This window comes from Candidatus Nanopelagicales bacterium (assembly GCA_030700225.1).
Lineage (GTDB): Bacteria > Actinomycetota > Actinomycetes > S36-B12.
In genome coordinates, this window is record JAUYJT010000043.1 from 1 (window position 1) to 21,697 (window position 21,697).

Genomic DNA, 21,697 nt, shown 5'->3' on the forward strand with positions numbered 1-21,697 from the left:
CAGGCTGATCACCCGCCGCGCCTACGGCTTCCACTCCGCCCACGCAGCCCTCGCCCTTGTCATGCTCTCCTGCGGCCCCATCGACCTACGCCTCCCTCACGAGCGGCCGACCCGATGACCCACATTCATGCCGGGAGAGCCGTTCTTGTTCCAGTCGGCGAGCGTCTCATCGACCGAGGCGCGGACCCGCTCGGCGAGGTGGAGCCCTGATTCGGCGTCCCGGGCGTCCGCGACAACGACGAACTCGTCTCCACCGAAGCGTCCCAACTCGTCGCCAACGCGCAGTGCTTTGGTCACGGCTTGCGAAACGGCGCGCAGGGCCTCGTCCCCGGCCAGGTGGCCGAGGCTGTCGTTCACCTGCTTGAACCGGTCGCAATCCGCGATCAGGAGCGCGACCCCCGCAGATTGCCGCCTGGCCCGCTCGACCCTGGCGTCGAGGATCGCGAGGATCGTTGCCCTGTTCCAGACCTCGGTCAGGGCATCGTGTGTGGCTGAGTACTGCAGGCGGTCGTGAGCCTCTGTCAACTCGCGGTTGGCGTCATCCAGCTGCTCGTAAATCCGGCTCTTCTCGATGACGGCGGACACCATTCCGGCGAGTCGCAGATATGCCCTGCGATGGACTCCTTTGTAGGTCCCTGGAGCAGTACTGCTGAAGAACAGGAACCCGATCGGCTTGCCGCGTGCGATCAGCGGGCAGGTGAGACTAGATCGAATTCCCTCGGCCAGTATGAGTCTGGTTGATTCCGAATCGGGGTGCTGCTTGTAGTAGACGCGCAGGTCATCGATGATTCGCGGCTGGCCAGTATCGATGATTCTCTGCAGGCTGCTTCCCGCCATCTGAGCCGAGTACCCCGGCTTGATGTGCAGTTCCACAGCCTCGGAGCGGGACCAATACGCGCGGGCGACGCGCCCTTCGTCTTCCAAGAGGGCGCAGCCCAGTCGGTCAAACGGTATGACGCTTTGGAACGACTCGTAGACATTGTCGAGGACATCCTTCGGATGCAGGCCCTGCACGATCTCCTCGCCAATCTCGGCGAAGCGACGCTCGCGCTGGTATCGCAGCGAGAGATGCGTGGACAGCGATCCTCGAGGTCGGCTCCTATCGCTGGCGTCGGCTTCGGGGACTTCAGCGCGTTGCATGGGGGTCTCGTCTAGCTCCTCGGCCGCGAGCGTCTGTTCGGGCTCTGACTCCATACTTCATGCTAAGACTTCCACCGGGAGAGGGATAGGGAGTTCGGCGCCGACTTGCCTGCCCCCAAAGACTTAGCGGCCGTTCCGGCCAAACGCGACCGTTAGGGTACAGACGCACCCGTTGCAACGGTCGCGTCCTCGCGTGAAGGTCGCGTTTGACCGGAACGGCCGTTTCCGCGCGGCGGCGGGAGGGCTTCGGAGACGCGGGTCTGGGCGGCGATGGCGGCGCATCGGGTAAGGGTCAGGGCACTGTCGTAGCCACAGTCCAGGCGCGGGGCTTCGATGTCGGGGAGCTGTCCCTGGTCGGCGACGGCGCGCAGGGTGGGTTCGAGCACGATGCTGTCGTTGCGGTTGACGCCGTCGATGACCACGACCTGCTTGACATCGCGGTCGATAGGGAGCGTGACGGTCCACATCAAGGGGACGAATTGCTCGCACAGTTGAAGGCTGTCGACATGGCGGCGTTGGTAACGTCAACGGTCGATGGGATACGGTCCTTGGGAAATGCCGAGATCCGGTTGTCAAAGAGAGGGGTGCTGCCGAGCCGATGAAGATCAGAACCGCTGTCTTGGCGGGCGGCATTGTTGCTTGCGTCGCCGCACTCAGTGGGTGCTTCGGCGACGGGGCGTCCCAGAAGCCTCTCGCGTCGGTCACGTTCACAGGAACCTCGGCCGCATTCTGCCAGGCGGCGGTGTCCTACAACACCGCCCAGACGGGTCTGGCTCAAGCAGATGAGCACGATCCAGAGGCAGAGCGCTCAGCGTTGCAGACCTACTTGGATTCCGTCCAGCGTATGGTGGCCTCGCTTCCGGCCGACGCTCCGGCGGCAGCCAAGAATGGGCTCGCATCAATGCTCAGGCGCGCAGAGCAGGCAGCGCGCAAGAGCCCGCCCGACTTGGCAGCCGGTGCTAAATCGCTCATCGACGACCAGCCTGATGGAGTCGGAGCGTACGTGCAGAGCGCATGTGAGGGTGGCTAGCGCCACCGTCTGTTCCGAGCTGCGGGTCGGGGCGGCGATGGCGGCGCCTGGGATTGACCGGGAATTGGCGCCGGGACGGGCCTCCGGTACTCTTGGCCAGACGGTCTCGGGGCGGGCGCCCCGCGATTCGTGACCAGACCGAGGACAGGGCGACTTGATCGCCCCCCGGAAGATCGCGCCCGAAGGGAACACATGCCACTCGATTCAGCTATCAAGCAACAGGTCATGTCTGAATACGCGACTCATGACGGCGACACCGGAAGCCCTGAGGTACAGGTCGCTCTTCTGACCCGCCGGATCAACGATCTGACCGGGCACCTCAAAGAGCACAAGCATGACCATCACAGCCGCAGGGGACTGCTGCTCCTCGTTGGGCAGAGGCGCCGGTTGCTGAACTACCTGGCTGACCGGGACATCGAACGTTACCGTTCGCTGATCCAAAGACTTGGCATCCGCCGCTGAACCCCTCTGGGGTACTGGCCGCGCGTGCCGTGACACCGATCTAACAACTGAATAAATCTGCAAACCCAGAGGCAGTCGGCGGGAAGTCGGTCCTCGGTGGCGGACGTCGGGGATTGCCCCGGCGCCCTCGATCGAAGACCGGCAGTATGTTGTGCCGCTTGCCCCTGTCACAAAGGACAGGAGGACCCATGGAGGGTTCCCGAATTCACTCCGCGGAAGCGGTAATCGACAACGGCGCGTTCGGAACGCGCACAATCAAGTTTGAGACCGGTCGGCTGGCTCAACAGGCTGGCGGCTCGGCCGTGGCGTACTTGGATGGCGACACCATGTTGCTGTCGGCCACGTCGACTTCGAAGCACCCGAAGGAGCATCTGGACTTTCTCCCGCTCACCGTTGACGTGGAGGAACGCATGTACGCCGCTGGGCGTATCCCAGGCTCGTTCTTCCGCCGCGAGGGCCGTCCCAGCGAGGACGCGATCCTCACATGCAGGCTCGTCGACAGGCCGTTGAGGCCGACGTTGGTCAAGGGCCTGCGCAACGAGGTCCAGGTCGTCATCACAGTGCTGTCGCTTGACCCGGAGCACCTGTACGACGTCGTGGCCATCAATGCGGCGTCAATGTCGACGCAGCTAGCCGGCCTACCGTTCAGTGGTCCGATCGGCGCCACGCGGGTCGCGTTGATCAAGGGAGAATGGGTCGCTTTCCCGACTCATTCGCAACTGGAGTCGGCGACCTTCGACATGGTCGTAGCCGGTCGTGTCGTTGACCAGGACGTCGCGATCATGATGGTGGAGGCGGAATCCACGCCAGGCACCATTGAACTGATAGAGCAAGGGGCGACAGCGCCCACGGAGGAAGTCGTCGCCCAGGGTCTGGAGGCCGCGAAGCCATTCATCCGCGCCCTGTGCGATGCGCAGAGCGAGCTAGCGGCCAAAGCCGCGAAACCGATTCGGGACTTCCCGCTGTACCCGGAGTACTCCGACGCCGTCTTCGCGGCGGTCGAGGGCAGGGCGTCGGAAAGATTGGCGAAGACGCTGACGATTCCGGGCAAGACCGAGCGGAACGACGAGCTGCAGCGGCTGAACGACTCGGTCCACGCCGAGCTCGCCGATACCTACCCAGATTCCGCGAAGGAGATCGGTGCGGCTCTGCGCGCTCTGACCAAGCGGGTCGTTCGCCAGCGCGTGCTCCGCGAGAAGGTTCGCATCGACGGGCGCGGCTTGGCGGATATCCGCCATCTGAGCGCGGACGTCGACATCGTGCCCAGAGCCCATGGAAGTGCGTTGTTCGAGCGCGGGGAGACGCAGATTCTTGGCGTCACGACTTTGAACATGCTGCGGATGGAACAGCAGATGGACACCCTGAGTCCCGAGAGACGCAGACGCTACATGCACGACTACAACTTCCCTCCCTACTCAACTGGAGAGACAGGCAGGGTTGGGACGCCGAAGCGACGCGAGATCGGTCACGGTGCCCTTGCTTCTCGGGCACTGATCCCGGTGCTTCCATCCAGGGAGGAGTTCCCCTACGCGATCCGACAGGTGTCTGAGGCGATCAGTTCGAACGGCTCGACCTCGATGGGATCGGTTTGCGCGGCGACGCTGTCGCTGCTGAACGCGGGTGTGCCGCTGAAGGCTCCGGTCGCGGGCATCGCGATGGGCCTGATATCTGCTGAAGTCGACGGAGCCACGCAGTACGTGACGCTGACTGACATCCTCGGAGCTGAGGACGCCTACGGTGACATGGACTTCAAGGTCGCCGGCACGCGAGAGTTCGTGACCGCGCTCCAGCTGGACACCAAGCTCAGCGGGATACCAGCTCACGTTCTGGCAAGTGCGCTGTCGCAGGCCCACGACGCCAGGCTGGCGATCCTCGACGTGATGGCTGAGGCGATCGACGGCCCAGACGACATGTCAGAGCTAGCACCAAGGATCATCACGGTCCGGATACCGATTGACAAGATCGGTGAGGTGATCGGCCCCAAAGGCAAGATCATCAACCAGATCCAGGAGGAAACCGGCGCCGAGATCACGATCGAGGACGACGGAACGATCTACGTTGGCGCGATTAGCGGGTCGGCAGCGGAAGCCGCGCGCAGCAAGATCAACGCCATCGCCAATCCCACGATGCCGGAAGTTGGAGAGCGCTACTTAGGCACGGTCGTGAAGACGACCAGCTTCGGCGCGTTCATCTCACTCGTCCCGGGGCGCGACGGCCTGCTGCACATCTCCGAGGTCCGCAAACTCGTTGGTGGCAGGCGCATCGAAGCTGTGGAAGATGTCGTCAGCGTCGGCCAGAAGCTCCAGGTCGAGATCAAGGAGATCGATCCGAGGGGCAAGCTTTCGCTGGTTCCCGTGCTAGAGGAGTCGAGCGAGGTCTGACTGATCGTGGCGTCCTTCTTCCCGGCGGCGCAGCAGCAGGCCGGAACAACGAAGGTCCTGCTGCGGGACAGTGATGGATCGGTTGTTCGCCGAACTGTGATGCCAACCGGGTTGAGGGTCATTAGCGATTCGGTGCCCGGGGTCAGGTCGGCAACGATCGGAGTGTGGGCCGCCGCCGGGTCGCGAGACGAGACCGCGATCAGCGCCGGTGCGGCACACTTCCTGGAGCACCTGCTGTTCAAGGGAACGCCTAGCAGGTCCGCGCTCCAGATCGCTTCGGAAGTGGACGGCGTCGGCGGTGAGTTGAACGCGTTCACCGCCAAGGAGTACACCTGCTTCTACGCACGTGTCCAAGACCGGGACCTGTGCGTCGCGGTAGATCTGCTGATGGACGTCACGACGGGAGCGCTGCTGCGCACTGAGGACATCGAAGCCGAACGGTCCGTTGTGCTGGAGGAGATCTCCATGCACGAGGATGACCCGGCCGACGTCGCGCACGAGCACTTGCAGCGGTTGGTGCTCAATCCGTCGAGATTGGCACGGCCAATCCTGGGGACTAGGCAGTCGATTACGGACATGTCGCCCGCGGTGATCCGCTCCTTCTTCCGCCGCAAGTACAAGCCGGAGGATCTGGTGATCGCGGCGGCGGGGAATGTGGTCCACAAAGACCTGGTTTGTCTAGTCACGGCCTTCTGTGAGCGACTCGACTTGCCAACGGCTGTAGCTCCGACGGACCACGCCGCGCTTCGGCGAACCTGTGCGGGACCGAGTCGGACCCGGTCGGCCGTTCAGATCGGGACGTGGCCGGGGGAGCAGTGCCACTTGACGATGGGTACCGCGGGCCTGCCGGGAATCCACCCTGACCGTCGTGCGCTTGATGTGTTGAACGTGATTGTCGGTGGCAGCATGTCGTCCAGGTTGTTCCAGTCCGTCCGCGAGAGACACGGCCTGGCCTACTCGGTCTATTCGTTCCACACGCCGTATTCCGATGGGGGCGTATGGGGCATCGCCGCGGGCTGCAATCCGGACAAGGTGCTCGACGTGCTGTCCCTAGTGCGGAAGGAACTGGACCTCGTCCTTTCCGGCGGGCTATCGAGAGATGAGATTGCTCGCGCGAAAGGGCACCTGTCCGGGGCATTGGTTCTGGCCGGTGAGGACGGCGGTGCCCGCATGACACGCCTGGGCCGCTGCGAGGTTGGCGTCGGTGAGTTGCTCAGCGTGGATGAGGCGTTAGGTCGGATCGAAGCGGTGACGGTCGAGGACCTCCAGCGCCTCGCTGAGTCTGTGCTGACCCGCCCGTTGACGATCGCAGTCGTCGGCCCACTCGAGGATGACGACAAGACTCGGGGGGAGCTGGTCGCAGCTGTCAGCCCCGAGTAGTGGATCGTGGACCTCACAGATGGAAGGGGAGCAGATGCCCGAGGTGACGGAAGCCGGACAGGGCGTGGTTCGCGTAGCGGTCGTGGGCGCACTGGGTCGTATGGGGTCTGAGGTCAGACGCGCGATCGCCGCCAGCGACGACCTTGAGCTAGTCGCGTCGTGCGACGTTGATGATTCTGTCGCGGCTCTGCTGGACGCGCGGGCGGAAGTCGTGGTCGACTTCACGACCCCGTCGGCCGTGATGGACAACATCGAGTTCTGCGTGAAGAACGGAATCCACTGCGTCGTCGGGACGACGGGGATAGGCGAACCGGAGCTTGAGCTGATCCGGTCATGGTGTTCACAGAATCCGGGAGTTGGCGTAATCGTCGCGCCGAACTTCGCGATCGCGGCAGTCCTGATGATGCGATTCGCCGCCCAGGCAGCGCGGTTCTTCGAGTCCGCGGAGATCATCGAGCTGCATCACCCCAACAAGTTGGACGCCCCCTCCGGCACGGCCCATCGCACGGCTGAGCTGATCAGCCAAGGCCGGGATCTCGCAGGACTACCCCCAGCGCCGGACGCGACGACCTCCATGCTCGACGGAGCCCGCGGCGCCAAGATCGGGCAGGTCCCGGTCCATTCGGTCAGGTTGAAAGGCTTGGTGGCGCACCAGGAAGTGCTGTTCGGGTCAGTCGGGGAAACGCTGACGATCCGGCACGACTCATATGACCGTTCCTGCTTCATGCCAGGAGTGTTGCTGAGCATCCGATCAGTGGCCGACCGTCCCGGAGTCACCGTCGGGCTGGAATCCGTGCTCGGGCTGGCTTGAGATGCTGTCACGCGCCGTGGCCCTAGCACTCGCCGTTCTAGTCGCGGGGTATCTGGTTGTGCTTGGTCAGACGGGCCTCGCGCTGCTGGCGACGGCTGAACCCGCGCCGATGGCGCTAGGGGTCGCGGTCCTGGCATTCCCTGTTCTCGGTGCGTGGGCCATCTGGTCGGAGCTGAGATTCGGGTTCGCGATGGCAAGGATGACCTCCGATTTGGGACCGGACCCGCTGCCGGACACTAGCCCGGCGGATCTGGAGCGGCGGCGCGATTACGCCGAGGTCCACAGTGACGACTGGGACGCCTGGTACAGACTGGCGCTCGCGTACGACGCCTCACGCAACCGGCGTCAGGCCCGCCAGAGCATGGTGTGCGCCTGGCGGTTGTCCAACGGGAAGGCTGGAAGATAGTCAGCCCGGCGATGTCATCGGTGACGGGTCTGGTGGCGGAGTGGGCTTGGGCGGTATCGAAGGCCGGGATTCGCTCAGGATCCTGGGCTTCACCGGAGGGCAGTCGGGATCGGTGACCTCGGCAGGGGGTGAAGGACTCGGGGATGGGCCAGGTGCCGCGCAACGCGCGACCGCTTCGGCGTAGGCAGCGGCGGCGGCATCGTATTCCTGTTTCCAGGCTGAGCGTCGTGCGACCGCGCGCTGGTACTCCCAGCGGGCTGACTCGTATTGGTCCCACGCTTCCTGGGTCCGTTGCCAGGCTGCGGCCGCAGCGTTCACTTGTTCCGCGTAGTCCTTCCAAATGATGACCTGCGCGTAGTACTCGGCCAGCCCCTGCCTGTACTCGCTCTCGTCGACCAGCCATCGGTCCGCCCCACGCCGCAAGCGCTCCAACGCCTCCGTCGTAGCCTGGGCGCGCTGCGCTAAAGCCTCGGCCTCCGTGTATGTCGGAGCTGGTTGGCTCAGCCACGCCCAGCCGCATCCTGGTCCGGTTGGGTCGGCCACCTGGTAAGTGATCTTGGCCTTCAACTTGGGTCGCGCGGGCCTGTTCGGCGGTTCGGGGCGGACTCGCTCCGCTGGCAGGGCAGTGGGCCAATGCGGGTGCGAGGGAGGTTCAGGGCGATCCACACGGTCGGGTAGTTTCCGGGCACCCCGTTGCTTGCGAGGCATCGGTATCTGAACCTGGGGTTTGGACACGCTCACAGTTTCCTGCTCCATCAGCCCCTTGTACCGCTCAGGATCGACCCACGGGTTGCGACGGGTATCTGTCAGCTTCTCCTTCAGGTCTCTGCACAGTCCGGACAGGGACGCCGCGACGATCCGGTCCCACTGACTCGCGGCCTTGAGCAGAGGGGAGCGACCCCCTGCGGTGATAGACAGCAGCAAGTCGCCACGATTCCACAGCACCTGCGACGCTGTCTGTTGGCCACTGGTCAGGCCCAGGACCGCGGCCGACGCCTGGTTGACCTCGGCCCGCTGGCCCCACGTGTAGCTGTCCCGCCCAGGACAGGCGGTGACGAACTCGTAGACATCCTCGACTGTGGCGGCCCCATAGCCCGCTGGTACCGCGTACGCGGAGATCGTGGCCGACCCCACGCCCGGTATTCGCACAGATCGCTGAGCGGAGATGCTCGCGGGGAGCGGCCAGTGGCCGCACGCGTAGGCGAACAGGTCGGCGGCGCGGCGCTGTACCCCCCCTGTTGGTTCCCAGGAAGTGGGCAGGTTCTCGTCCACGGCATCGGCCACGGCCCGATCGGCTATGAGCGACAGCCCCGCGGATTCCGCGACAACCGGTTGCTCGGCGACAGCTTCGGAAGGCTCGCCAACCGTCGGGAACTCGATGACGCCAGCGTTGGCTAGCACTAGCAGGCCGCCAAGGTTCATCATCACTACCAGTGCGGTCGTGATGAGAGGAGGTAGTGCGCCCGACCCCTTCGCCATATGCGAAACGTACCCCGAGATGTGTGCTGCCGAGGCGTTGTTCTTGGCCGAGCTGTGATGGTGTGTGGCCGCCGAGGGGTCGACGCACAGGTACGGTGGAGCCGTGCGGGAGCCCAATCGGGCCGGATGGACCGGTCCGCGGGCGTCAGCAGAAGCGCTCGACCGAACGGTGGTGGTCAGTGGCCCGGAGACCTAAGCCTGGCCAGGTGAGTTTCGAGACCCTATTCCTTGGGTCAGCGACAGGCGGCGACCCACGATCCGGCTGGGGTTTCTCACGGTGGGTAGCGGGCACCGCGGTAGTCGCCGTCGCCTGCGGATCGCTGCTCGCCCCACTAGTGACACCGGCTGTTGGGGCGGTCCACGTGGCCGTTTCGTCTTGGGCGGAGCTGCCGGGCGATCTGCCGGACTTAGCCGCTGTTCCCCAGCGGACCGTGCTGCTGGACGCGAAGGGTCGAAGGTTCGCCACGTTCTTCAGTCAGGACCGGATTCCGGTCACTCGGGAGCAGGTCGCGCCACAGGCGGTCAACGCGGTGCTGGCGGCTGAGGATGCTGACTTCTTCCAGCACGCCGGTCTGGATCTGACAGCTCTTGCCAGAGCGGCCCTGAACAACGCTGAGGGAGGCCCAGTCCAAGGCGGGTCGACGCTGACGCAGCAGTTCGTGAAGAACCTGACGCTGTCCACGGAGACCGATCCTGAGCATCAGCAGCAGGCGATCGAGCAGTCCTGGCAGCGGAAGCTGCGGGAGGCCAAGCTGGCGGTAGCCGCTGAGAAGGCCATGAGCAAGGACCAGATCCTCATGGCATACCTGAACACCGCCTACTTCGGGGCGAGTGCCTACGGGGTTGAAGCCGCTGCCCGCCGGTATTTCTCGGTGACGGCCAAGGATCTGACCGTGCCCCAATCGGCGCTTCTGGCAGGCCTGCTTCAATCTCCCAGCAGCTTCGATCCGCTGCGGCATCCGAAGGCCGCCATCCTGCGCAGGAACTACGTCTTGGACAGAATGGTCCAGGAGGGGTATCTCACGTCGACCCAGCAGGCCAAGTTCACCCAAGTGAAACTGAGGCTGCGGCCATCCAGCCCCAGCAGCGGTTGCGCCGCATCGAAGTACCCCTTCTACTGCGAGCTGGTCCGGCAGTCCATGCTGAAGGATTCGATGTTCGGCAGCACGCCGGAGAGCCGGGCAGGCAATCTGTTCCGCGGTGGATGGACTGTGAACACGGCCCTAGACCCGGCGGCTGAGGCCTCAGCCACCGAGGCTGCCCGCAGGCAGCTCGACCCCGGGAACCGGGTCGCTGCCGCTGTGGCGGTAGTCAAGCCCGGAACCGGGGAAGTCGTCGTCGCTACGACGAACCGACGCTTCGGAAGCGAGAGTGCCGGTGAGACCGAGATTGTCTACGCGGATCGGCCTATAGCGCCACCTGGCTCAACATTCAAGCCGTTTGTCGTGGCGACCGCGCTCGAGCGCGGCTTCCCACTCGCCACGCGGATGGACACGCCGAACGGGTACTACCCGAGCGAGATGGCCGCCCCACCTGGTGGATTCCGCAACGCCGGGCGCGGAGGGGGCGGCGTCATTGACCTTCGAAGCGCGATCAGGATGTCGGTCAACACGTACTTCGTCCAACTGATCGAGCGCACAGGAACCCTGGCCGTCGCTGACCTGGCCAGGCGGTTGGGTATCACGACTCTGCCTAGAGAAGGTCCAAGGGCGATAACCGAACGGGATGCCGCGCTCGCTTTGGGTTCGTATGAGCTGACTCCCATCGAGCTGGCCAACGCGTACTCGGCGTTCGCCGCGCATGGGATCATCTGCGATCCACACACGATCCTGTCAGCCCGGCACGTGAGCGGGGCGCGGGTGACGACCGATCCCAGATGTAGGCAGGGGATTCCAGGACCTGTCGCGGATACGGTCGCGGACCTGTTGACGGCCCCCTTCTCCGACGGCGGAACCGCCGCGAACCTGAAGCTTCCCGGACGGCGCAGGGCCGGAGGCAAGACCGGAACCACGAATTCTTCATCCGCGACGTGGTTCGCCGGGTTCACGCCTCAATACTCCGCCGCCGCCTGGGTCGGAGACCCCCGAGGCGGGTTCAGGTACCCACTGTTCAACGTGTGGGCGGGGGGCAGGTACTACTCACAGGTGTTCGGCGCGCACATCGCCGGAACCATCTGGCGCGACACAATGTCCGAGATCCACCTCGGATTGCCCCGCGAGGCGCTGCCGAAGGCGGATCCGGCCACAGTTGTTGGCAGTGTCCCCGCCCTACCTGATCTGCGCGGCTTGACGCTGGCCGCGGCACAGGCCGCGGCCGAGGCTGGCGGGTACCGGCTCGCGGTAGACGCTGATCGACGCAAGGTGGATGGCGTGCCTGAGGGGCTAGTGGTCGACCAGAGTCCCAAGCCGGGGGAGTTCGTTTACCCGGGCGAATCTCGGCCCAAGCTGACTGTCGTCTTGTCGCGCTGAACTCCTAGTCCCGCATGGCGAGCTCAGCGGCCTCAACCGCCGCGGCGGCGTCGGCGGGGACAAGGCCCAGCCGCGTGCGCCGATGGATCAGGTCGTCGACGGTCAGGGCCAGCTCATACTCGCGTCCGAACGCGAATTCGACACCGAGGACGGCAACACTGTCCGCGACTGGCTCGCGCAAGCTGGGGCTCTTGGATCCGATCGCCCAGACCCTTGGCGCTTCGTTGCCGTAGCGTCGCCACAACCTGGCAGGAATCGAGGATCCCTCCACCTTCGGTCCGGCGCCCACGAGGCTGATGCCAGCGGTCAGACAAGGGCTATCCGCGATCTGGTCGACGACATCTGAGGCCATCTTGCGGTAGGTAGTGAGCTTGCCGCCCGTGACTGTGATCATCGAACCGGAGCGCCTCACGACATGCCGACGTGAGATGTCGGCCGAGGAGCCCTTGGGAGCGCCGTCCTGCGCCACAACGAGTGGTCGAACGCCGGCGAACGAGCCGACGACGTCGTCGGACGTGAGCGGACGCTCAAGGGCCGAGGAGATGATCCCTATGATCCAGTCGATGTCCGAACTTGGGGCAACCGGCACATCGGGAATCCCTCCTTCTACCGGGTTATCGGTCAAGCCGATGTAGCAAAGTCCGTCTCGCTGCGGGAGGACGAACACGTACCTGCCGAAGTGCCCCGGAACCTCGACTGTCAGCGCGCCAGCCGGGTTGCCCAGTGTCTTGGAGCGGACGACGATGTGACTTCCCAGTGAAGGCCGCAGCTCGATGGACGGATCCAACTGCCCCGCCCACACGCCGGTGGCATTGACGACAGTGCGGGCGTTGATTCCGAACTGGCCGGAGTCCCGCGTGTCTTCGACGATCGCGCCCGTGTCGCTGACCTCAACGGCACGCATCCGGGTCAGTATTCGAGCGCCGAACTTGGCCGCTGTACGTGCGATCGCGACGACAAGGCGGGCATCATCTTCGAGCTGGCAGTCCCACCCCACAATCGCCCCGCGCAGACCCTCGGTTCGGATAGTGGGCACAAGACGTTGCGCTAGTCCTCGCGTGACGATCCGGCCGGACGGAAGCAGTCCGCGAGGGGTGCGGGCCGCCACGCGCATCGCGTCACCAGCGGCGAAACCCATGCGGGCCAGGAGCGCCTTCGCCTCGTTGCCGGAGTAGACCGGGACGACTTGGGGAATTGAATGGATCAGATGTGGCGCGACCCGGCTGGCGATGATGGACCGCTCCTGCGCGCTTTCCCAGGCGACGCCGATGTCACCCTTGGCCAGATAGCGCAGTCCGCCATGGACGAGCTTGCTCGACCAGCGTGACGTTCCGTGCGCCAGATCATGCGACTCGACCAGGGCCACGGACAGTCCCCTGCTCGCCGCGTCGAGGGCGACTCCGGTGCCAGTAATGCCGCCCCCAACTACGAGCACGTCGACGGCTTCGCCGCCAGCCAGATCATCACGATCCTTGGCTCGGCGATCCGCGTTGAGCCGTGTGGCTGGGTCTCCGGGCGGAATCAGGCGAGGGCGAGCGGTCACAGTGAGTCTCCTGAATTCGTTGACTCCGAAACTAGGGGATCCGGTGGCGGTCACGCAGGTCAGGGACATCACGCGCGGGTCACAGTGTCGATCGGCGAGACACGTCGGCCAGACTGTAGGGGCCGGTGCCGGACCCTGAGGAGGGTGTTATGACTCAATCTTTGTCGCAGACGTTCGGAAGGTGGGGAACTCCGACAAGCGGACCAGTCAGTCTGACTCCGCGGGCCGCGCAGTACTTGGCGGAACTAGTTGGCACGGGCGCACCGGCGAACACAGCCACTCACGCTGACGTTGACGTTGCCGCTAGCAGGCTCACCGGCGAACAGATGACGTCACTGGCGCTGACCATTGGGCAGTCTCACGTGTCCAGCGGCCGAGCTGAGCGGCTGAAGCATGCCCTGGGGTGCTCGCTGACCGATTACCTTGTCGCGCGCGAGGGCGGTTCGCTGCCGGCCCCTGACGCTGTCGCCACGCCCGGCAGCCACGAGGACGTAATGCGACTTCTCAGGGTGTGCGCCGACCACCGGATTCAAGTAGTCCCGTTCGGAGGCGGAACATCAGTCGTCGGCGGTGTGGCGCAACCCGCTGACGACGCTTCGCCATCCATCTCCATCGCGTTCGATCGGATGGCTGAAGTCGTGGGGATCGATGAGGTTTCCTGCACGGTGACCGTGCAACCGGGAATCACCGGGCCTCAGCTTGAACGGGTCCTTTCCAAGAAGGGGTTCACTTTGGGACATCTGCCTCAATCCTGGGAGCGCGCCACGATCGGCGGATACGTGGCCACTCGGTCCGCGGGCCAGGCGTCCACTGGGTACGGTCGCAGCGACGAAATGGTCGAGGCGCTGCGCGTCGCCACCCCCACGACTGAACTTCGGCTCGGAAGAGCGCCCATGAGCGCCGCCGGCCCTGACTTGCGCCAGCTGTTCATCGGGTCCGAGGGAGCCTTCGGGGTTATTACCGAGATCACGCTGCGGGTCAGGAGAGTCCCCGTACACACGCGGTATGAGGGCCTGATGTTGCCTGACTACCAGGCGGGGATAGACGCATTCCGGGAAATGGCGCAACTGCGGCTGACAGCGGATCTGATGAGGCTCTCGGACGAACCTGAGACGGCGACCAGTATGGCGATGTCCGGGCCCGGAGGAGTCGTCGGTGGCCTCTTCGGGCGTTACCTGGAGCTGCGGAACGTGTCGGGTGGATGCATGGCGATCCTTGGATGGGAGGGTCACTCAAAGCGCGTCATGGGAGCGCGACGGGCCGCGGCGTGGGCCGTCCTGAGGAAGAACGGGGCAGCGAGCCTCGGTGGTTCGGTTGGCGCGGCCTGGCGCAGACACCGATTCGAGGGCCCGTATCTGCGCGATGAACTGATGGACCGGGGCTACATCGTCGAAACCTTGGAGACCGCGACGCACTGGAGTGCTCTGCGAACGCTGCATGACGCGGTATCGGCGGCGCTGAAGACCTCCCTACGCAGCCAGCAGTCCAATCCCTATGTGATGTGCCATGTTTCCCATGTCTACGAGACCGGGGCCTCGCTGTACTTCACGGTGATCGCCGTGGCGGCGTCCGATCCGATCGCACAGTGGCACGCGGCCAAGGTCGCGGCCACTGACGCGATCCTGGCCAACGAAGGCACGGTGACGCACCATCACTCCGTGGGCCGCGATCACGTGCCGTGGCTGGTGCAGGAAATCGGTGAAGGCGGTCTGGCCGTCCTGAAGTCAGTGAAGAACACGCTCGACCCGAGTGGCGTTATGAACCCTGGGAAGCTCGTGCCGATAGCCTGACTGCGCCTTGATGAGGAGGACTGCCTGTGACAACGGACGCATTGCCGATCCGGTTCAGAAGTGACATGACTGTCGAGCTGGTCAAGGCGACGGCTTCGGACGCCGACGTCATCGCCTCAGCGCGCGTTTCGACGAAGGGCCAGATGTCACTCGAAGACGTCACGGCGGATCCGGCGAAGTCCTCGGGGCTGATCAACTACCTGATGCGTGATCGTCACGGGACTCCCTTCGAGCACAACTCGATGACGTTCTTCGTGTCGGCGCCGATATTCGTGTTCAGGGAGTTCATGCGCCACAGGATGGCCTCGTACAACGAGGAGTCCGGCAGGTACAGGCAACTGCAGCCCGTCTTCTACGTGCCAGGACCTGACCGGAAGCTAGTGCAAGAAGGCAAGCCGGGGGCATACGACTTCGTAGAAGGCACGAAGGAGCAGCACGAGTTCGCCGTGGAGACCACGCGCCGGTCTTGCACGGTGGCGTACGAGGCGTACCTAGCGATGCTTGACGCCGGAGTGGCGCGGGAGGTTGCGCGAGCGGTTCTACCAGTGGGGACCTACTCGTCGATGTACGTGACGATCAATGCCAGGAGCCTGATGAATTTCCTGTCGTTGAGAACTAAGCGACCGGACTCCGCCTACCCGTCGTTCCCACAGAGGGAGATCGAGATGGTCGCCGAGGAGATGGAGGTGGCCTGGCGGGAGTTGATGCCGCTGACTCATGGCGCGTTCGAGGCCGCTGGCAGGGTGGCTCCTTGAGCGATCCGGCAGCGGGGTGGTACCCGGATCCGGCGGGGTCCGGGGGTCGGCGATATTGGAACGGCAAGAGCTGGACGGAGCACGTCGCGTTGCCGCCCGCTCCTGCTGAATTGCCCACGGCAGAGCCCGGGGCAGTCACCGCCGCGCCTGCGCCGCCGCCTACCGAGTGGTCCACAGCGCCTCAAGCCCGATGGGCGAGTCAGACGCAGGCGATGCCTCAGGCACTAGGCAACGTGTCACTGGGGCCAGACGGCCAGGTGTTGTCCGGCTGGTGGCGACGGTTCTTTGGCTACTTCATCGACTTGATCGTGATCGCCATAGCGACTGTCTTAGTCGTGATCGTGGTCGGTGTAGCCACTGGTGCGTTTGGCTCCTTGTTCAACGAGGATCAGTTCAATGAGTTCTTCCGGCGTTTCGGAGAAGATCCCGGGTGGAGCCCGACGTTGGGCGACATGCGGAGTCTGTTCGGCCCCGGGTTCGTGACCTTGGTGCTCACGGAATTGGCCGTGTCTTTCGCGCTGAGTGCGTTCAACGGTGTGCTTCTGGTCGCGTGGACGGGGCAGACACTGGGCGACCGAGCGGTGAAGAATCGGAAGGTCACCGCAGGGCGACAGCTTCCTGGAATGGGCGCCGCTTTCGTCCGCTGGGTCATACCGGCGATTCTTGGCCTTGTGCAAATGATTCAGGTCATCGGCCTGCTGGCGTTCCTGGTCTGGGTTCTGGACTACCTGTGGCCGCTGGGCGACCGCATGAACCAGACGCTCCACGACAAGGCGGCCCACACGTACGTGGAACGCTCCGATCTGGCGCCGCCGGTGGCGCGGTGACTGTGCTCCGCCGCCGTCCCCACTAGCCTGGGACGCATGTTCACTGACCCTCAAGCACCGTTCGGGCGGGTTCTCACCGCCATGGTCACGCCATTCGACAAAGAAGGGGCCGTCGACTTCGCCGCAGCCGAGCGACTCGCTTCGGACTTGGTAGACCTCGGCAACGAGGGCATAGTCGTTAACGGGACCACCGGGGAGTCGCCGACCACGTCAGACGGTGAGAAACGCCAGCTGGTGCGCACCGTAGTCGAGGCGGTCGGGTCGCGCGCCTGCGTTATCGCCGGTGTCGGTACGAACGACACGGCTCATTCGCAACGCATGGCTCGCGAGGCCGCGGAGGCCGAGGCGGATGCGCTGCTCGTCGTCACTCCGTACTACAGCAAGCCGCCTCAACCTGATCTGATTCGCCACTTCATCGCGGTGGCGGACACCTGCGACCTGCCAGTGATGCTCTATGACATCCCGGGGCGCAGCGGGGTGCCGCTTACGCATGAGACTCTCGTTCGCCTGTCAGAGCATCCGCGCATCCTGGCCAACAAGGACGCAAAGGGTGACTTGTTCGCGGCGCAACGCGTCATGCGCGAAACGGATCTGGTCTACTACTCCGGTGACGACGGACTGAACCTTCCCCTGCTGAGCGTGGGGGCAGCCGGATTCGTCAGCGTGATCGGACATCTTGTCGCGGATCGTCTGCTGGCCATGCACGAGGCGTACGTGTGCGGCGAGGTGGGCAAGGCTCGGGAGATCAACGAGACCCTCATCCCCGTCGTGACCGGGGTGATGACGCGCACGCAGGGCGTGATCATGGTCAAGGCGGCCCTGGACCTGCTGGGCCGACCCGGAGGCGGGATGTTGCGCGGACCTCTCAGCAGCGCCGACGCAGAGCAGCGGAAACAGCTTCGAGCCGACTTGCGGGCGGGCGGATTCAACCTGTGACCGCGGTCGCGCCGCCGGACAACGGAGTCCTGCGCCTCGTCGCCCTGGGCGGGTTGGGGGAAATCGGGCGCAACATGATGGTGCTCGAGTTCAACCGCCGGATGCTGATCATCGACTGTGGAGTGCTCTTCCCGGGTGACTGGCAGCCCGGAATCGATCTGATCCTGCCGGATTTCGAGTATCTGGACGGCCAGTGGGACCGAGTTGACGCGATCGTCCTTACGCACGGGCATGAGGACCACATCGGCGCATTGCCGTTCCTGCTCAGGCACAGGGACGACATCCCGATCTTCGGCGCGGCTCTGACTCTGGCCTTCCTGGGCGCCAAGCTGCGCGAGCACCGTGTTTCGGCCGACCTACGCGAGGTTGTGGCTGGCCAGGAACTGTCCATCGGAGACTTCACGGTGGGGTTCATGGCCGTCACGCACTCGATTCCGGATGCGTTCGCGCTGTCGGTCAAGACCCCCAACCACACGTTGCTGCATACCGGCGACTTCAAGCTCGACCAGCTACCCCTCGATGGGCGCATCACGGACCTAAGAGGGTTCGCCAGGCTCGGCGAGGAGGGCGTGGATCTGCTGATTGTTGATTCCACGAACGCCGACGTGCGCGGATTCGTGACAAGCGAGCAGGAGATCAGCCCGGTGCTTGATCAGGTCTTCTCGCAGGCCGATGGCCGGATAATTGTGGCCTCGTTCGCCTCTCACGTGCATCGCATACAGCAGGTACTCGACTGCGCCTCGACGCATGGCCGACGGGCGGCATTCGTTGGTCGGTCAATGGTGCGCAACATGACTTTGGCGCTCGAACTGGGATACCTGAGCGTCGAGCCGGGCATTCTGGTCACCCTGGAAGAGCTGTCCGGCCTGCCCGACGACGAAGTGCTGTTGGTCTGCACCGGCTCCCAGGGCGAACCTATGGCGGCGTTGTCGCGGATAGCCAACCGGGATCACGACATCGAAGTCGGACCCGGAGACACTGTGATTCTGGCTTCGTCCCTGATTCCCGGGAACGAGAACGCCGTCCACGGGGTCGTCAACGGGTTGTGCAGGCTGGGGGCACGCGTGATTCACCAGGGCAACGCCACGGTGCATGTTTCCGGCCACGCGTCCTCCGGGGAACTGCTCACGGTGTTCAACGTGGTTCAGCCTCGCAACGTTCTTCCGGTTCATGGTGAGTGGCGCCACTTGAGGGCCAATGCCGATCTCGCGGCCAGCACGGGTGTCGATCCAGCGGCGATCGTGATCGCGGACAATGGAGCCCTGGTGGATCTGGCGGATGGAAAGGCGAAAGTTGTGGGGCACGTGCCCTGCGGCTACGTCTACGTGGACGGAAGTGGGGTAGGCGACATCACCGAATCGTCGCTGAAGGATCGCCGGATCCTCGGTGAGGAAGGGTTCATCTCCGTCTTCATGGCGGTGGACTTGGCTGAAGGAAAGGTCGTGGCAGGACCTGAGTTGCATGAGCGAGGATTCGCTGAGGACGATGACGTCTTCTCAGAGATCCAGAACACCGTCACGGCCGCCGTGGAGGAGGCTCTGCGCAACGGAGTTGACGATCCAACTCAGCTGCAGCAAGTGGCCCGCAGGGTCGTTGGCCGCTGGGTGGCGAAGACTCATAAGCGAAGGCCCATGATCGTTCCTGTCGTCGTTGAGGTCTAAGCGCGACTAAGCGTTGGGTCCGCTCGGCGGGGCCCCTGAGCCGGTTAGGGCGTTTCACTGCGCCGGGCGGTCGGACCGCGTGACTACAGTCAGACCATGTCCACTAACCGGTCCACATGGCGCGCTAAGACGCCCAACCGCGCTGCACCGGGCAGAGCGTCGGCCAGTTCGCGCTCGGGGAATCGCCGTTCCGTCAGCCGGTCTGCCGCTCGAAGCCCGAGCAGGACAGGCCGGAGCAGCCCACCCAAAGCCCAGCCGAAGTCCCAGAATCGGCGCCCGGGCCAACCAGGACCTCTGGGCCGTGCGATCGGGGCGCTCGTCAGAGCCCTCGTTTGGGTCTGGATGAAGTTGGCGCATCTGACCGGCCGTGCGGTGCGAACGATAGGGACGTCGGCGCGAGACGTGGACCAGACGGCTCTGATGGATGGACTCGGTCTCGGTCTGATCGTGGCCGCCATCGCGTTGGCGTACGCATCATGGCTAGGCGCGGACAGCGCCGCAGCTGGGGCATTGTCATTCGTCGCTGAAGGCGTCATAGGCATCGCCCATGTCGCGCTACCGTTGCTCGCCCTGGTTTTGGCGTGGCGGGTGCTCAGGCACCCGGCGGACCGCCGGGAAACGGGGAGGCTCGTCGCTGGGTGGTCAATGGTCTTGGTCGCGTTCATAGGCCTGAGGGCGGTGGCGGTCGGGTCGCCGGTTCCTTCGCGCGGGTTCGACGAACTCGGCGGCGGGGGCGGCTTCCTGGGCTGGTTGGTGACCGCTCCATTCGTGTCCTCGATCGGGCCGGTGCTGGCAGTGATCGTGATGGGGGCCTTGATGATCGTCGGCCTGCTGGTTACGACGTCAACGCCACTTGCTGCCTTGCCTGAACGTGCCCGGAGCGCGTGGGATCAGGCTTCGGGGGCGGCGAAGAAGCTGCGCCCGACCGGACTGACGGGACCTCTGGACGGTGACGAGCCGTTCGCCTCGCCCTTGCTGAAGGCCTCGGCCACAGATGAGGGCGACCAGCCGATTCGGGAGCCTGGGACCGATTCCACGACGGAGCTACCTGCGATCGGCGGTGAGCCAGGCGCTGCGGTGACCTCTGCGAAGCGGACTGCTCGCCTGCCGGAGAACCCGTCGCAGATCGTGCAGTTGCGGCTGACCGACGATGAGGACTACCACCTTCCAGGGGCGGAGCTGCTGGGGTCGGGCATTGCCCACAAGGAGCAGACAGCCGCTAATGAACAGGCCAAGGCGGCACTTTCGGAGGTTTTCAGACAGTTCGAGATAGACGCGGCTGTGACTGGCTACCAGCGAGGGCCCACAGTGACGCGCTATGAAGTCGAGCTCGGGCCGTCGGTGAAGGTCGAGCGGGTGACCGCGCTGACCAAGAACATCGCTTATGCGGTAGCGAGCGCTGACGTGCGGGTGCTCAGCCCAATCCCCGGCAAGAGCGCGATCGGGATCGAGATACCCAACCCGGATCGTGAATGGGTAACGCTGGGGGACCTTCTCCGCTCGCGCGTCGCTACGGCCGACCATCACCCCCTGCTTGTGGGCCTGGGCAAGGAAGTGGACGGGTCCTACGTCTGCGCCAATCTGGCCAAGATGCCGCATCTGCTCGTCGCCGGGGCCACGGGCGCGGGGAAGTCATCGTGCATCAACGCGTTCATCACTTCGTTGCTCGTGCGCGCCACTCCCACGGAAGTGCGGCTCGTGCTGATAGATCCCAAGCGCGTGGAGCTGACCGCGTATGAGGGGATCCCTCACCTGATCACGCCGATCATCACGAATCCGAAGAAGGCTGCGGACGCGTTGCAGTGGGTCGTACGCGAGATGGAATACCGCTATGACGACCTGTCCAGTTACGGGTTCCGGCACATCGACGACTTCAACCGCGCGGTGCGGACCGGAACGATTCAAGTGCCTCCTGGCAGTGAGCGTGTTCTTGAGCCATACCCGTACCTGGTCGTCCTGATCGATGAGCTCGCGGATCTGATGATCATCGCGCCTCGGGACGTTGAGGACTCGATCGTGCGGATAACGCAGTTGGCTCGGGCGGCCGGGATTCATCTGGTAGTCGCGACGCAGCGGCCGAGCGTGGACGTGGTCACTGGACTGATCAAGGCCAACGTCCCCAGCCGGTTGGCGTTCTCCACGTCGAGCTTGTCTGACTCCCGCGTCATCCTCGATCAAAACGGCGCCGAGAAGCTCGTTGGCCAAGGTGACGGGCTGTTCTTGCCGATGGGGCTCAGTAGACCGATCCGGATCCAGGGTGCGTTCGTGACAGAGCGGGAGATCAGGTCCGTGGTCGCCCATTGCAGGGAGCAGAAGCCCGCCTCCTACCGTCCGGACGTGCTGACCACGAGCACCAGCCGCCCCGATTTCGAAGACGACATCGGGGATGATCTAGACCGACTTCTTCAGGCGGTGGAGTTGGTTGTTGACACGCAGCTTGGCTCTACGTCAATGCTTCAGCGGCGCTTGCGCGTGGGCTTCGCGAAAGCTGGCCGGTTGATGGACATCATGGAGGTGCGCGGGATCGTCGGACCGTCTGAGGGGTCCAAGGCCCGTGACGTGCTCGTGACGTCTGAAGACCTGCCCGCGGTTCTAGCTTCCCTGCGCGACGGCGGCTGAACGTGACGG

At 64.6% G+C, this 21,697-nt stretch carries 17 protein-coding genes; 14 read left to right on the forward strand and 3 right to left on the reverse strand.

The features are described from left to right. Positions 1 to 96 precede the first annotated feature (96 nt). Positions 97 to 1,194: a sensor domain-containing diguanylate cyclase gene (locus Q8P38_05785; protein MDP4014110.1), complete on the reverse strand. Its 1,098-nt coding sequence runs from the start codon at positions 1,192 to 1,194 to the stop codon at positions 97 to 99. A 152-nt stretch (positions 1,195 to 1,346) separates the two neighbouring features. On the opposite strand from Q8P38_05785, the gene Q8P38_05790 reads away from it, so the two are divergent. The 7 genes from Q8P38_05790 (at position 1,347) to Q8P38_05820 (ending at position 7,610) form a co-directional block, all read left to right on the forward strand. After that, entirely contained in the window at positions 1,347 to 1,742 is a 396-nt protein-coding gene (locus Q8P38_05790; GenBank protein MDP4014111.1) for a hypothetical protein, read from the forward strand. Continuing rightward, a complete protein-coding gene (locus Q8P38_05795; GenBank protein ID MDP4014112.1) occupies positions 1,739 to 2,170 on the forward strand; it encodes a hypothetical protein in 432 nt (143 codons plus the stop codon). The genes Q8P38_05790 and Q8P38_05795 overlap by 4 nt, the downstream gene beginning before the upstream one ends. Before the next feature lie 192 nt (positions 2,171 to 2,362). Further along, entirely contained in the window at positions 2,363 to 2,632 is a 270-nt protein-coding gene (rpsO, locus tag Q8P38_05800; GenBank protein ID MDP4014113.1) for a 30S ribosomal protein S15, read from the forward strand. Between the two features lie 188 nt (positions 2,633 to 2,820). After that, positions 2,821 to 5,013 (forward strand): polyribonucleotide nucleotidyltransferase, encoded by a 2,193-nt coding sequence (locus tag Q8P38_05805; GenBank protein ID MDP4014114.1) that lies wholly within the window; start codon positions 2,821 to 2,823, stop codon positions 5,011 to 5,013. A gap of 6 nt (positions 5,014 to 5,019) precedes the next feature. Next, positions 5,020 to 6,393, forward strand: coding sequence for a pitrilysin family protein (locus Q8P38_05810; GenBank protein ID MDP4014115.1), 1,374 nt, complete (start codon positions 5,020 to 5,022; stop codon positions 6,391 to 6,393). Positions 6,394 to 6,427: 34 nt separating this feature from the next. Next, on the forward strand, positions 6,428 to 7,204 hold the full coding sequence (dapB, locus tag Q8P38_05815; protein ID MDP4014116.1) for a 4-hydroxy-tetrahydrodipicolinate reductase: 777 nt from the start codon (positions 6,428 to 6,430) through the stop codon (positions 7,202 to 7,204). Position 7,205: 1 nt separating this feature from the next. Further along, a complete protein-coding gene (locus Q8P38_05820) occupies positions 7,206 to 7,610 on the forward strand; it encodes a hypothetical protein (GenBank protein ID MDP4014117.1) in 405 nt (134 codons plus the stop codon). On the opposite strand, the gene Q8P38_05825 is transcribed toward Q8P38_05820, so the two are convergent. Beyond that, positions 7,611 to 9,089 (reverse strand): hypothetical protein, encoded by a 1,479-nt coding sequence (locus Q8P38_05825; GenBank protein MDP4014118.1) that lies wholly within the window; start codon positions 9,087 to 9,089, stop codon positions 7,611 to 7,613. A 206-nt stretch (positions 9,090 to 9,295) separates the two neighbouring features. Between Q8P38_05825 and Q8P38_05830 the strand changes: the two genes are divergently transcribed. Beyond that, complete coding sequence (locus tag Q8P38_05830) at positions 9,296 to 11,557, forward strand: transglycosylase domain-containing protein (protein MDP4014119.1); 2,262 nt, start codon at positions 9,296 to 9,298, stop codon at positions 11,555 to 11,557. Between the two features lie 4 nt (positions 11,558 to 11,561). On the opposite strand, the gene Q8P38_05835 is transcribed toward Q8P38_05830, so the two are convergent. Further along, positions 11,562 to 13,100: a glycerol-3-phosphate dehydrogenase/oxidase gene (locus tag Q8P38_05835; GenBank protein MDP4014120.1), complete on the reverse strand. Its 1,539-nt coding sequence runs from the start codon at positions 13,098 to 13,100 to the stop codon at positions 11,562 to 11,564. 149 nt (positions 13,101 to 13,249) lie between these two features. On the opposite strand from Q8P38_05835, the gene Q8P38_05840 reads away from it, so the two are divergent. The 6 genes from Q8P38_05840 to Q8P38_05865 all read left to right on the forward strand — a co-directional run bounded on the left by Q8P38_05840 (position 13,250) and on the right by Q8P38_05865 (position 21,688). Beyond that, complete coding sequence (locus tag Q8P38_05840; protein ID MDP4014121.1) at positions 13,250 to 14,890, forward strand: FAD-binding oxidoreductase; 1,641 nt, start codon at positions 13,250 to 13,252, stop codon at positions 14,888 to 14,890. 26 nt (positions 14,891 to 14,916) lie between these two features. Then, on the forward strand, positions 14,917 to 15,645 hold the full coding sequence (thyX, locus tag Q8P38_05845; protein ID MDP4014122.1) for an FAD-dependent thymidylate synthase: 729 nt from the start codon (positions 14,917 to 14,919) through the stop codon (positions 15,643 to 15,645). A gap of 212 nt (positions 15,646 to 15,857) precedes the next feature. Further along, a complete protein-coding gene (locus Q8P38_05850; GenBank protein MDP4014123.1) occupies positions 15,858 to 16,472 on the forward strand; it encodes an RDD family protein in 615 nt (204 codons plus the stop codon). 36 nt (positions 16,473 to 16,508) lie between these two features. Then, positions 16,509 to 17,408 (forward strand): 4-hydroxy-tetrahydrodipicolinate synthase, encoded by a 900-nt coding sequence (dapA, locus tag Q8P38_05855; GenBank protein ID MDP4014124.1) that lies wholly within the window; start codon positions 16,509 to 16,511, stop codon positions 17,406 to 17,408. Continuing rightward, the gene (locus Q8P38_05860) at positions 17,405 to 19,069 is read left to right on the forward strand and encodes a ribonuclease J (protein MDP4014125.1); all 1,665 of its coding nucleotides are present in this window, start codon (positions 17,405 to 17,407) and stop codon (positions 19,067 to 19,069) included. Before dapA ends, Q8P38_05860 begins: the two co-directional genes overlap by 4 nt. Before the next feature lie 420 nt (positions 19,070 to 19,489). Next, positions 19,490 to 21,688, forward strand: coding sequence for a DNA translocase FtsK (locus Q8P38_05865; protein MDP4014126.1), 2,199 nt, complete (start codon positions 19,490 to 19,492; stop codon positions 21,686 to 21,688). Positions 21,689 to 21,697: the final 9 nt, after the last annotated feature.

Bases quoted from the DNA above. Each gene is read 5' to 3' on its own strand.
- Q8P38_05785 (MDP4014110.1), bottom strand. From the start codon at position 1,194: ATGGAGTCAGAGCCCGAACAGACGCTCGCGGCCGAGGAGCTAGACGAG.
- Q8P38_05795 (MDP4014112.1), top strand. From the start codon at position 1,739: ATGAAGATCAGAACCGCTGTCTTGGCGGGCGGCATTGTTGCTTGCGTC.
- rpsO (MDP4014113.1), top strand. From the start codon at position 2,363: ATGCCACTCGATTCAGCTATCAAGCAACAGGTCATGTCTGAATACGCG.
- Q8P38_05805 (MDP4014114.1), top strand. From the start codon at position 2,821: ATGGAGGGTTCCCGAATTCACTCCGCGGAAGCGGTAATCGACAACGGC.
- dapB (MDP4014116.1), top strand. From the start codon at position 6,428: ATGCCCGAGGTGACGGAAGCCGGACAGGGCGTGGTTCGCGTAGCGGTC.
- Q8P38_05820 (MDP4014117.1), top strand. From the start codon at position 7,206: ATGCTGTCACGCGCCGTGGCCCTAGCACTCGCCGTTCTAGTCGCGGGG.
- Q8P38_05825 (MDP4014118.1), bottom strand. From the start codon at position 9,089: ATGGCGAAGGGGTCGGGCGCACTACCTCCTCTCATCACGACCGCACTG.
- Q8P38_05840 (MDP4014121.1), top strand. From the start codon at position 13,250: ATGACTCAATCTTTGTCGCAGACGTTCGGAAGGTGGGGAACTCCGACA.
- Q8P38_05850 (MDP4014123.1), top strand. From the start codon at position 15,858: ATGCCTCAGGCACTAGGCAACGTGTCACTGGGGCCAGACGGCCAGGTG.
- dapA (MDP4014124.1), top strand. From the start codon at position 16,509: ATGTTCACTGACCCTCAAGCACCGTTCGGGCGGGTTCTCACCGCCATG.
- Q8P38_05865 (MDP4014126.1), top strand. From the start codon at position 19,490: ATGGATGGACTCGGTCTCGGTCTGATCGTGGCCGCCATCGCGTTGGCG.